The 12446-nt window shown below is 37.4% G+C and carries 8 protein-coding genes; 5 read left to right on the top strand and 3 right to left on the bottom strand.

All coding sequences use genetic code 11. The annotated features are described in order from the left end of the window. The first annotated feature begins 228 nt into the window (after positions 1-228). The 3 genes from F6K15_RS02095 to F6K15_RS02085 all read left to right on the top strand — a co-directional run bounded on the left by F6K15_RS02095 (position 229) and on the right by F6K15_RS02085 (position 4751). Positions 229-1401, top strand: a complete 1173-nt coding sequence (locus F6K15_RS02095; RefSeq protein ID WP_293056494.1) for a hypothetical protein — start codon at positions 229-231, stop codon at positions 1399-1401. 5 nt (positions 1402-1406) lie between these two features. Beyond that, positions 1407-3353: a pentapeptide repeat-containing protein gene (locus F6K15_RS02090; protein WP_293056492.1), complete on the top strand. Its 1947-nt coding sequence runs from the start codon at positions 1407-1409 to the stop codon at positions 3351-3353. A gap of 1083 nt (positions 3354-4436) precedes the next feature. After that, on the top strand, positions 4437-4751 hold the full coding sequence (locus F6K15_RS02085; RefSeq protein ID WP_293056490.1) for a PIN domain-containing protein: 315 nt from the start codon (positions 4437-4439) through the stop codon (positions 4749-4751). A gap of 430 nt (positions 4752-5181) precedes the next feature. Here the strand turns inward: F6K15_RS02085 and F6K15_RS02080 are convergent, their stop codons facing one another. Then, positions 5182-6114: an Rpn family recombination-promoting nuclease/putative transposase gene (locus tag F6K15_RS02080; RefSeq protein WP_293056488.1), complete on the bottom strand. Its 933-nt coding sequence runs from the start codon at positions 6112-6114 to the stop codon at positions 5182-5184. 443 nt (positions 6115-6557) lie between these two features. Here F6K15_RS02080 and F6K15_RS02075 point away from each other — a divergent pair, with 443 nt between their 5' ends. Then, positions 6558-6968, top strand: coding sequence for a hypothetical protein (locus F6K15_RS02075; RefSeq protein WP_293056486.1), 411 nt, complete (start codon positions 6558-6560; stop codon positions 6966-6968). Here F6K15_RS02075 and F6K15_RS02070 read toward each other — a convergent pair. Then, positions 6958-7536, bottom strand: a complete 579-nt coding sequence (locus F6K15_RS02070; RefSeq protein WP_293056484.1) for a tetratricopeptide repeat protein — start codon at positions 7534-7536, stop codon at positions 6958-6960. The two genes, F6K15_RS02075 and F6K15_RS02070, sit on opposite strands and share 11 nt — an antisense overlap. Before the next feature lie 363 nt (positions 7537-7899). Beyond that, a complete protein-coding gene (locus F6K15_RS02065; protein WP_293056482.1) occupies positions 7900-9009 on the bottom strand; it encodes a DNA cytosine methyltransferase in 1110 nt (369 codons plus the stop codon). Positions 9010-9341: 332 nt separating this feature from the next. Between F6K15_RS02065 and F6K15_RS02060 the strand changes: the two genes are divergently transcribed. Next, a complete protein-coding gene (locus F6K15_RS02060) occupies positions 9342-12266 on the top strand; it encodes a calcium-translocating P-type ATPase, PMCA-type (protein WP_293056480.1) in 2925 nt (974 codons plus the stop codon). Positions 12267-12446: the final 180 nt, after the last annotated feature.

The following is a 12446-nucleotide window of genomic DNA, read 5'->3' as shown; positions in this document are numbered from 1 at the left end:
ATTAAATATTGCTTTTATCCTAAATTAAAAGCAATAGCTGTTAACGCAGTTACGACCATAGGAGGCTGGCTGACGGCTGAATGCTTACACTGGAATACAATTCTTTTAACATCGGGAATTTACAGAGACTTAATTGTAGATATAAAAATATATAGCAATGTGCGCTGGCATATTTACAAATTACAAGAACTGTCCAATAGCTAAAAGTCTTATACTATTCCAACGGAGATGCTGCGCAAACGGTTTTTTATTCCCCTCCTGGGAGGGGGAGGGGCGAGGGGTGGGTTGCCTGTTGCCTGTTGCCTGTTGCCTGTTGCCTGCGCACAGCGCTATATTGGGCAAAAATTAAAGGAAGAAATATTAACTATGACAAGTAAATTTAAATTATTGCAGAATATTTGGCGAGTTCTCAACACAGAAATAGAATTGAATTTACTGGAATCGGAAACTGTTAAAGGAGGGGTTGAGGGTGGTAAAGCGGTTTTTGAAATAGCAGAAGTTATACAAGAAAATGCTACAGAGTTAAGTCTGTTAAACCCCTTTATTAATAATATTGATTCACTTTTGGATGCACTAAATTCTCCTTTGGGACAAGTTGTCAAGGAGGGTTTACCTTTTTTGCCTATTGCAACTGGAATTATTACTTATATTATTAAAAAAACTGGGCATGAACCAACTTTAGAAGATGAAGTAGAATTGGTGGCTCAGGCGGCTTATTTAGAAAGTTTACGAGAATTTTTAATAGACCATCCTGAAATATCAGAAAAGCTGGAAACTGAGGCATCAGAAGCAGTGCAAAAAAAGATAAAAAAATGGGATGAAGAAATTGATTTTAATGACCGAAAAGCTAAGGATACTTTGATTTGTTTCTATGATTCACCGTTGAGAGAAAAGTTTGATGATATTTTATTTGCTCGTCTGAAAGAGTCTGGTTTAGATGACAATATGGCAGAAAATGTCACTGAAAGAATTTCTCGCAGTACTCACCGTTATCTGAAAGAAGCAGTGTTGGAGGTGAAAGATGATGCTAAAAAGTTAGCCGGAATATATGGGGGAGGTTGGCAACAAGATTTGGAAGTTTATAGCAGTATTGATAAGTATTTGGAGGAGGCGATCGCTGAAAAACCAAAGGAAAAAGTATTTGATGAAAATTTCTCTTTTCAGGATATTTATGTACCACTAAAAGTTAAACCTGTTGACTCCGATGGGAAAGTTAAAGAAACAGCAACACCCCAGAATATTGAGGAGTGGGCAAAAGCAATTTTGCTGGATGAAAAGAAAAATAAACAGGTGTTATTTATTCAGGCAGGGCCCGGAAGAGGAAAAAGTGTATTTTGCCGGATGTTTGCTGACTTTGTGCGTCGGGAATTACATCCTATATATTATATACGCCGATTTTAATTCGGTTGCGGGATGTCAGAAATTTTGCAGCAAATATTGATGAGACTTTAGCTAATGCAGTGGGTAGAGATTTTGTTACTAGCGATAGTGGTTGGTTGACAGACCGCAACACTCGGTTTCTGTTTTTGCTGGATGGGTTTGATGAATTGTTGTTGGAGCGTGGCGCGACTAATGAGTTGAAACCTTTTCTAGAGCAGGTGGCGCAGTTTCAGAAACAGGCAGGAGACAATTCTGAGCGCGGTCATCGAGTTTTAATTACGGGTAGACCTTTGGCACTTTATGGTATTGAAAGGTTGATGCCACAAAATTTACAGCGGGTGAGTATTTTGCCAATGGATGATGATATTCAGCAACGGTGGTTTGAGAAGTGGCAGACTATTGTTGGGGAAGTGGAGGCAGAAAAGTTTCGGGAGTTTTTGCACAGCGAGCAATGTCCAAAGCAGGTTAAGGTGTTGGCACGGGAGCCACTTTTGTTGTATTTGCTAGCTGCAATGCATCGGGATGGGAAGTTACAGACAGAGATGTTTGCTGATGCTAATGTTGGTGGAGCCGAAATTCTGATTTATGAGCAAGCGTTGGAGTGGGTACTAGAGAAGCAGCGATTTGAAGAGGGCAGAAATCTTAATCCGGAAATTATAAAGTTAGAGCCAAGAGATTTAGAAATTTTGTTGGCAGAAGCAGGGTTGTGTGTGGTGCAGTCTGGTGGCGAATATGCTGCTATAAAAATGATTGAAGACCGACTTCTGGAGCAGGGATGTCAGGAGTTGAAGGATTTAATTGAGAATGCTCGGCAAAATAAGCGAGAGGATGGGTTGAAAAATGCTTTGGCTGCTTTTTATTTGAAGAAGTCGGAAACAGCAACCAATAATTCAGTGGAGTTTTTTCACAAGAGTTTTGGTGAGTTTCTCTGTGCAAAACGGATGGTAGAAGGTCTGGAAGATTTGACGGAGAAAACTGAAAGACGAGGCCAGGTTAATTATTTTGTGTCTGATAAGGAGTTGGAACGGCAGGTTTACGACCTCTTTGGTTATGGCCGTTTGACTGTGGAGGTTGTGGAATATTTGATGGCGTTGTTGGTGAAAAGTGAGGTTAAGTTGGAGGTGTTGTTTAAGCGGTTGCATGGGTTTTATCTAGACTGGTGTGAAGGGAAATTTATTGAGAAGATGGAGGATGCTTTATCTCAGAAGGTGAGGCAGTTGTGGAAGTGGGGAATTGAGTCTGGGCAACGTCAGGTGGATATTTATACGGGGTTGAATGTGATGATTTTGTTGTTTGAGCTGCATCGTTATGGGCAGTCTCAGGAGGAATTGCGAGAGCAGTTGCATTTTTATCCTTGCGGTCAACCTGGTAGTGAAGATTTTGATAGAACAAGACTATTGAGGATGATTGGTTATAGTCAATGTCTTGGGAATTTTGCTTTTGTGAAAATAGTAGGTAGTTTTCTCAATGGTGCCGACCTCAGTGGTGCCGACCTCAGTGGTGCCAACTTCAGTGGTGCCGACCTCAGTGGTGCCAACCTCAGTGGTGCCAACCTCAGTGCTGCAGAATTCAGTGGTGCCGACCTCAGTGGTGCCGACCTCAGTGGTGCCAACCTCAGTGATGCCAAGCTCAGTGATGCCAACCTCAGTGGTGCCGACCTCAGTGGTGCCAACCTCAGTGGTGCCGACCTCAGTTTTGCCAACCTCATTTTGGCCAAGCTCATTCATGCCGACCTCATTTTGGCCAAGCTCATTCATGCCGACCTCATTTTGGCCAAGCTCATTCATGCCGACCTCATTTTGGCCAAGCTCATTCATGCCGACCTCAGTAATATCCAATGGGATAATCAAACCAAGTGGTCAAATACTATCGGTTTACATGAAGCAATAGGAGTTCCAGAAGACCTACAACAAAATCCAGAATTTGCAGCAGCAGTTGCTCATTCAGAAGCAGTAAGTCAACAACAAGAGTAATTTTTTTGAGGAAGGGTGAGTAAAATTGTTCTTCCTTGTCTTTGCCGAGGAACAATTTGACAATAGCGGTCTATTGTATTGAATCATGCGATCGCTACATCTTGCCTAAATAGGGAATGGGGAGTTGAGAGTGGGGAGTTGGCAAAAAGACTTTATTCAGCAAACCCTAAATATTCACTGTTTTATATTTTTGTGTTACATAAATGTCAAGGGTTGGGAGGATTTTTTTTTCCTACAGGACTTACGCAAAATAGCAAATCATATACAGGTGTAGGGGCGAACGGCCGTTCGCCCCTACTGTGGTCTACCCAAATGAAAACCGCTGTAAATATCCACTGCTCTATATTTTATGCTACATAAATGTCAAGGGTTGGGAGGATTTTTTTTTCCTACAGGACTTATATCATGTTCGGTTGAATAGTTATGATTAGGATATAGATGAAAGAGGTATCTCAAACCCTTGAGATTGCTTCCTTCTACTCCGTTCCAGTCGCAATGACTTTATTGTAAGTGAGCATCCGAACATGATATTACGCAAAATAGCAAATCATATACCAGGTGTAGGGGCGAACGGCCGTTTGCTTCGTAACGCCCCTACTAGATATAGTGGTTATGCGTAAGTCCTGAAAACTTTATCCTTCTTCTCCAGTTGTTCTTCTTTCTTCCCTCTTCCCTCTTTCCTCCTGACTTCCCCTCCCCTCCTGGGAGGGGTTAGGGGTGGGTTGGGAGGGGTTAGGGGTGGGTTGACTCCTGACTCCTCCGTAGTTATTTATTTATCACTGTTCAACCGGACATGATATTATTCCTCCTTCCTTCTTCCCTCTTCCTTCTTCCTTCTTCCTTCCTATAGTATGATGGAAAATTGTATTTTTCATCTCAAAAGGAAACATTCAAAATGACAGAAACATCGCCCCCAGAACAGTCTAAAAACTTGGGTATAGTTAATCAAATACTTATTNTGCTACCAGAGCAACCACTATTAGTGCGACAAAATATTCTGGAATGGATTGAGCAGGCGCGTAGCAGAGGAACCCTCAGAAGCGCCGAAGAAATTAACCGTAACCTGCAAGCCGAAAGAGATTCATGGGACAACTAAATTTACCAGATTCCGCCAGAATTTACATCGACACCTCAGTTGTAATTTATACAATTGAGGTCAATCCCAATTATTGGCAATTGCTGCAACCGCTGTGGCAAAAATTTCAAGCAGGACAAGTTGAGTTGATTACTAGCGAACTTACGCTCATGGAATCTCTAGTACTCCCATTTAGGCAATCTAACATCAATCTGATTACTACCTATGAGCAGCTACTTCTTTCTTCAGTGCTGCAACTCATCCCAGTTGGTTTGCCTATTCTGCGTGAAGCAGCTAGACTACGCGCAACTATTCCTTCATGAAAAACACCTGATGCTATTCATGCAGCAACTGCGATCGCTACTGGCTGTACCCAGTTTCTCACCAACGATGGACAACTAAGGGTAGTCACAGGCTTACCCATTGTAATTCTTGATGAGGTACTGACATCTTAACTAAGCAACAAATCAAATAATAACTAAATCAATGTAGGGATGTTCTATGAAATCTCCCTACTGTGGTTCAAGATCGTTCCTTTCAGTAATTAACAATTAACAATTAATAATTACCTGTTCTGAATAATTAACAAACAATTAATAATTATCACTCGTCGTTGCATTGATAATTAATAAGAGAGTCTCTGACTTGATTTATGCTTTGTAATTATTCATTATTCATTACAAAAATGGTCGGATTCAAGGCGTGAATTGTTGAATGAATAATTATTAACTATCACCTCTTAATTATTCATTATTAATTATTCGGCCACCAACTCAACAAATCTTCCAAATTATTAAAGTCTAAAAAATCTTCCCCTAAATTATCCAAATCTGCAACAGATAAATCTTCAATTTGACTAATTATTGTCTCTGGAATTTCTCCAAAACGCTTTTTAAGTTGACGTATTATTAATTGCGCTCTCCCTTTTTGTTGGCCTTTTTGTTCCCCTCTTTGTTCTCCTCTTTGCTCCCCTTGTTGTTCCGCATAAGTTATCTGTCCTCTTTCATCTTGCATTGCTATTCCTCGACGCTCAACTATGTCTAACTCCTCCGCTGTCATGTTAATTTTATTAGCAACATTTAAAGCCTTTTCTATTTCCGACACTTCTCTTAAATTCTCCGGTATCTCATCTAAACGGCTAGCACCTTTGAGAAAATAAATCCACTTATCACTCAAACTATCTAACTCAGACAAATTTTTCTTAAACTTGGGCAATTCTACAAAAAATAGTTGTAATTCTTCTTCTAGAAATTTAAAGTTTTTAGTCTCCTGTTGAAAGACAAACTTATTAATTACATCTTCAGTATCTTTAAACAAAATAAAATCTGTAATAGTCACAGCGATCGCCGGATTTAGTAGGAGACAATCTTCTTCTGTTTCTAACTGATTGGCACAAGTATTAGCTAGGTTATAAGCTACCCGTTTGTTAAAAGCAGTCATTCGTGCTACTTGCATTTCAATCACTACAATAGAACCATCTACTAAAACAGCTTTGACATCTAAATATGTATCTTTTAAACTGAGCAATTGACCAGGATTAAAAGGATTAACAATTGTCAAAGACTGAATATTTTTTTTTCCCCCATAAATTATGGCATTGAGAAAGCTAATTAAGATATCTTGACTTTGCTGCGAACCGAAGATTTTTTTAAAAGCATAATCTATCTTAGGACTAACAAATTTCATAGTATTTTTTCTCCTAATTAATGATTAACAATATCAAATAGTGATGTACGGATTTTATATTGACTACCATCTTTATTTATCTGTTGTACACCATAATTATAACATTTAAAGGTGGAATCCGTCACAAATTTTAAGAGAGAACTTTAGGAGAGAATGTCCGACAATATCAATTAGGTAATTAACAATTAATAGTCTACTGTCTCTGGATATACCTACTACTAAATTATCAATTAAAATCATTAATAGTTAATGTCAATATGAAGTATACTTAGATTTACGAATGGTGCCATCCATGTCTAGAGTGGTAAAGGTATTTTCATTTTCATTTGATTAGTTATTAGATTTTTTGTTATACTATTCATATAGTCTATAACAAAACAATTCCTATTATAAATATTAGGTTTTGTGGAGAGCGGTCGCAATACATTTAGGAAAAATTTTGTATGGGTGAAGCAAAACGTAGAAAACAGTTAGAACCTAATTTTGGTATAATACCGAAACAAAGAAATACAGGGTATAAACAAATTACTGATAGTGTGTTTATGTCGCAGGATTTAGACAACAATAAAGATTTTGTGACCGCTCTTGTTATGGGAGGCAGCATTGAATATATACAGACACAATTAGAAGTAATTATTAACAATAATAATCAAGCAAAACAATGGATGTTAGGATGTGATCAACCAGTTTTTGATAATTTAGTTGCTGCTGCTAAAAATATATGTCAGGAGAAAGATTTTAAGTATGCTGCAAATAAAGATACACCTGGAGATTTAGCAGGTGTAGTCATATTTTCCCCCGCTGGTATACCTAAAGATGCTATTTGCAAAGGTGGCTATGAGATTACAATTTAGCAGGAGATTGTTGTAGAACCTTTTCTAATGTCTTTTTTGATTCTTGGTATTGCTCTAAATTAAATTGTGCTCTAGCAATACGCTTGTAAATGTTAGGTTGCCGATCGTTCGTAAAATGCAAAATATTCTCTAGACAAGATATTTCTTGTTGATATCTTCCATTTCTTTTATAAATTTCTGCAAGCTGATTAATAATGGTCTGTTTATTACTAACTTTATTGTGGTGTTTATTCAAAAGTTTGATCGCATCATCATCTCGCCCCTCCCTTAAATAAAGAGCAGCAAGATCTTTAACTGCACTTTCAGTTTGATCGTTTTCTTTAATAGCTTGATGATACAACTTGATCGCTTTTTTAGAATCATTTTGTATGACATCAACACGTTTAGCTTGAGCAAAAGGTCCAGAACCTTTTGGTAATGCTCGTTCTTTTTCGGCTTCCTGGTATTCTTCTTTAAGTTCTTTAGCTAACCTATGTTTTGGGTATATATCAAGCGCCTTCCGAACCTCAAATAATGCTTGACCTTTTTGACCTCGACGCGCTAGTGTAAATCTGTGTTTTTTCAACATTGGATTGCCATCGACTCTTACTGATGCCTTTGTCCCTGCTATTGCTATTGTTCTAGATGTTGCTGATTATAGCATTATAGCAAGTACCCCATGTCAAATAAGTAGGTAAACATCAGTAAAAGTTAAAATCCAGAAGACGAAAATTACAATTTAAGCCAGTTTTAAAGAAGTTTTTGTTTTAAATCTATTAATTAAAACACCTATTTACTAAACTTAAATATATCAAGTATTAAGTGTTTACAACATTGAACAAATAGCTTCCTTAACAATCACTAACTTTAGTCATAAATAAGGATAATTACTCTAAATAGCTATAAAATAAATCTGAAAATTTGATCCTGAATTTAACTGTATTGATTGTAATTATAATTCTGATTCTGCTAACTTTAATCTATATTTGATTGACATACCCTGTAAATGTTTACTAAGACTATATAAATCTATTTTATGATAATCATCTTTAAATAATGGAATCAAAGATTCAACAATAGAAACAATTCCATTTGGAGGTACTGCATTACCAATTTGTCGCCTAATTTCAGTAAAAGAACCTGCAAAAATAAAATCATCAGGAAATGTCTGTAACCTTGCTCTTTCTCTGTTTGTTAAAGACCGTGGTTCAGGATAATGATAACCCCATGTTCCTCCACCCCCACCTGCAATAATTGTTGCAGAAGGTTTGTCTGGATGAATTCGTCGATAAACATGACTAATCATCCCTTTTACATAGTAGGGACTATCTTTCGGAATATCTCTAAAATTACCTCCTGCTTTTATCCTTTTCAATATTTCAATTGTTCGAGGTTGAATTTTTTGATGTTCATTATTGTTGAGAACTTTTTCTACATTTTTAAGTGCTTCACCAGCAGTTTTATAAGGATATTTACGACCAAGACCATATTCTGACTGAGGATGAATAAAGTTAAAACCTGTATCCATTCTAATGCCTACTAAAATTACTCTTTCCCGAAATTGAGGTACTCCATAATCGGCAAATTTGTATAGTTTAGGTTTAACTAAATAACCTGGAGATATACTTTCAAAATCTGAGATTATCCGTTGAATTGCTTGATGTTTATTCGCACTTAATAAACCTTTGACATTTTCTGCTATAAATGCCTTTGGTTGTTTCTGTTTAACAAATTCTAAGAAATAAGTATATAAATTGCCTCTTGTACCCTCTAAACCAGGACGCTTCCAAATCATTGAAAAATCTTGACAAGGAAATCCTCCCGTAATTAAATCTGCCTCTGGAACTGCATTAATATCTATATTTTCAATTTGATTATGCTCGATAACATCAGCAATATTTCTCTTAAAAGTTTGACAGGCATAAAAATTAGAATCAACTGCCCAAATAACCTTAAATCCTGCGTAATGAAATGGTAAATCCATTCCTCCACAACCTGAAAATAAAGAGATAAGTTTTGGTGGTGTTTTCCAATGTGTTTTATTGAGACCTTCAATCAACATTTTATTAAACAAAATAAGCAGTTTTTTGGAAAAATAAAATATAGCATATTTTTACGATAAAATCAAATCTTTTGATTGCAAAAACAGACAAAAAAATGAGTTGTTTTCCTAATTATCAGGACTTACGCAAATTTACCTCAAAAACGGCATATGTAGGGGCGAATGGCATTCGCCCTCAGTCTATTTAGTGTCCGTCCGTAAGTCCTAATTATAAACATTTCTAGACAAAATCACGCATTTAAGATATATTAATAAAGTTAAGACATAAAATAATAAAATACTAAAATTAGAACGATACTCACCAAAGTTAACTTTGGCAAGGAGATTAATTAATGAAAACCACTCAAGAACCACGGCAAAAACACAGCCGCTATAAAGGACTCACACAGCCTGAAGTTGAGGCAAATAGGCAAAAACACGGGTCTAATTTATTAACGCCACCCAAGCGATCGCCATGGTGGAAATTATGGTTAGAAAAGTTCGACGACCCAGTAATTAGGATTCTAATAATCGCAGCCGTTATTGCCATTACTGTCGGAATTTTTGAAGGTAATTATGTAGAAGGTTTAGGCATTATCGCTGCCATTATTCTGGCTACCTCTGTTGCTTTTTTAAATGAATATAAAGCTAGTAAAGAATTCGATATTCTCAATCAAGTAAATGATGAAATTCCTATCGCAGTAATTAGAGATAATAAAGTTACAACAGTTCCGAAAAAAGATTTAGTAGTAGGCGATATTGTACTGATAGAAACAGGAGACGAAATAGCAGCAGATGGTCAAGTATTAGAAGCAGTTTCCCTACAAGTTAATGAAGCTAGTTTAACGGGAGAAGCAATACCTGTTGCCAAAGTAGCAGATGTAAACTTATCCTCTAATGGTAATACTGGTTGCGCCTATCCGCCAAACAAAGTATTGCGAGATACTGTAGTCAATGATGGACATGGAGTAATCGAAATCACAGCAGTTGGGGATGAGACAGAAATTGGTAAAACTGCTAGATGCGTTCTAGATATCACAGATGTGGAAACGCCTCTGAATCTACAACTAGAACGTCTGAGTAACCTCATTGGGATTCTCGGTTTAGTCATAGCAGTCTTAATTGATATCGCCTTGGTAGCACGAGGTATCTTCACCGGAGAACTCGATCTCACCTCCGGACAATGGTACATTATCAGTATCCTGACCGTTAGCTTAATTGTTGCTCTGACTAGAGTATGGTTGCCAATAATTGTAGATGGATTAGAATCAATAGGTAAAGAAATCGAACTACCAGAGTGGCTGGAAAATGATAGCGGGATAGCTTGGGTAAAAAATATTTTGCTCGCTCTGGCAATATCTGGTATCGGTATCGGGGTCGGTTACTATTTAGAATTGGTTCCTACTTCTCCCACTGACTGGATATCTGCAGATGTCGCTGTTAAATTTCTCACCTACTTTATGATTGCAGTTGCCGTCATTGTGGTGGCAGTACCAGAAGGACTAGCATTGAGCGTTACTCTCAGTCTAGCTTACAGTATGCAGAAAATGACTCAACAAAATAATCTGGTCCGCAGGATGCACGCTTGTGAAACCATTGGCGCTACAACAGTCATTTGTTCTGATAAAACAGGTACTTTGACCGAAAATAAAATGCAGGTGAGTGATGTAAATTTTCCTAGCTTAGAGGACAAGACTATCAATGCTGACAACGTTATAGTAGAAGCAATTTGTAGCAACAGTACAGCTAACTTAGAATACAAAAAAGGTGAAGAGTCTATTCCTCTAGGAGACCATACAGAAGGTGCTTTGTTGTTGTGGTTAGAAGAAAATAATATTGACTACATTGATAAACGAGACGATTTTGATATCGTTAGTCAGTTAACCTTTTCAGCAGACAGAAAGTACATGGCAACTATGGGAAATTCCTCCATCACAGGGGACAAAATACTCCATATTAAAGGTGCGCCAGAATTACTACTCGCGAGTTGTCATCAAATTCTGACTGCGGAGGGTGTCAAACCTTTTGCAGATTCTACAAGAGTATCTATTGCAGCAGAATTAAATCAGTATGAAACTATTGGTAGACGTACTTTGGGATTTGCCTATATTCGAGACCCTCAAGACTATCAACAAGGAAAAGAACTCGAACAATATCATGATTTGATTTGGTTGGGTTTTGTAGCGATCGCTGACCCAGTTCGGGAAGAGGTGCCAAATGCAGTCAAAATCTGTCAAAAAGCTGGTGTCAAGGTCAAAATGATTACTGGGGATAGTCGTCTTACTGCCGTAGAAATAGCTCGCGAAATCGGTATTATCAGTCAGGACGATCCTAATGATTATTGTATTACTGGTAGTAAATTACGTTCCCTGGATGATGAAGCAGTTTTGGAGGTGCTGAAACAAGTTAAAGTGATTGCTCGAGCGCGACCCCAGGATAAGCAACGTATTGTACAGTTATTACAAAGTAGCGGGGAAGTTGTGGCAGTTACGGGTGATGGTACAAATGATGCACCTGCTTTGAATCAAGCGCAGGTAGGTTTGTCGATGGGTAGCGGTACTTCTGTTGCTAAAGAAGCAAGCGATATCATTATTTTGAACGACTCTTTTGGCAGTATTGAAAATGCTGTGATGTGGGGGCGGTCACTTTACCAAAATATTCAAAAGTTTATTCTATTTCAGTTAACAATAAATGTTGCTGCTTGTGGAATAGCTTTGTTGGGTCCGTTTATTGGGATTAATTTGCCGTTTACGGTAACTCAATTATTGTGGGTGAATTTGATTATGGATACTTTTGCTGCTTTAGCTTTAGCAACGGAACCACCAAATCAAAAAGTGATGGAAAATACACCGAGAAATTCCCAAGATTTTATTATTTCTAAACCAATGATGGTGAATATTTTTTCAGTAGCTGCAGTATTCCTGGTATTTTTCGTTGCTTTCTTACTTTATATCCAGAAAGATAGAGTAGTAACTCCTTATGAATTATCTCTATTTTTTACCACATTTGTGATGTTGCAGTTTTGGAATATGTTTAATGCCAAATGTTTTGGTTTAAAAGAATCTGCATTTTCTAATATTAGTAAAAATGTCAGTTTTGTAGCGATTGCAGCATTTATTTTTGTCGGACAAATTTTAATGGTGCAATTTGGTGGAGCTGTATTTAGAACAGTTCCTTTATCTTTAAAAGATTGGTTAGTAATTATTGGAGGTACTTCTATTGTGTTGTGGATTGGAGAAATTTGGCGAATGATTCAGATGCGATTTAAGGTTTCTTAAAAAGTTTTAGGGTGGGTTATTTCAGTTATCAGTTATCAGTGTAAGCATTCAGCTATTAGCTGTCAGCTATCAGCAACAAGATTCTCTCCTTAAGGAAGGAAATTTTCTTTTCTCTTAGTCGATTGGATATGGCGAGGAAACCTCGCCATCCAAGCCTTGTTAATCTCTATATCTCATAAC

It is taken from the genome of Okeania sp. SIO2B3 (assembly GCF_010672525.1).
Taxonomy (GTDB): Bacteria; Cyanobacteriota; Cyanobacteriia; order Cyanobacteriales; family Microcoleaceae; genus Okeania.
The sequence above is the reverse complement of the archived record's forward strand: the minus strand, read 5'-3'. Positions and strand labels throughout refer to the sequence as shown.

Bases quoted from the DNA above. Each gene is read 5' to 3' on its own strand.
- F6K15_RS02095 (WP_293056494.1), top strand. From the start codon at position 229: ATGCTGCGCAAACGGTTTTTTATTCCCCTCCTGGGAGGGGGAGGGGCG.
- F6K15_RS02085 (WP_293056490.1), top strand. From the start codon at position 4,437: ATGGGACAACTAAATTTACCAGATTCCGCCAGAATTTACATCGACACC.
- F6K15_RS02080 (WP_293056488.1), bottom strand. From the start codon at position 6,114: ATGAAATTTGTTAGTCCTAAGATAGATTATGCTTTTAAAAAAATCTTC.
- F6K15_RS02075 (WP_293056486.1), top strand. From the start codon at position 6,558: ATGGGTGAAGCAAAACGTAGAAAACAGTTAGAACCTAATTTTGGTATA.
- F6K15_RS02070 (WP_293056484.1), bottom strand. From the start codon at position 7,536: ATGTTGAAAAAACACAGATTTACACTAGCGCGTCGAGGTCAAAAAGGT.
- F6K15_RS02065 (WP_293056482.1), bottom strand. From the start codon at position 9,009: ATGTTGATTGAAGGTCTCAATAAAACACATTGGAAAACACCACCAAAA.
- F6K15_RS02060 (WP_293056480.1), top strand. From the start codon at position 9,342: ATGAAAACCACTCAAGAACCACGGCAAAAACACAGCCGCTATAAAGGA.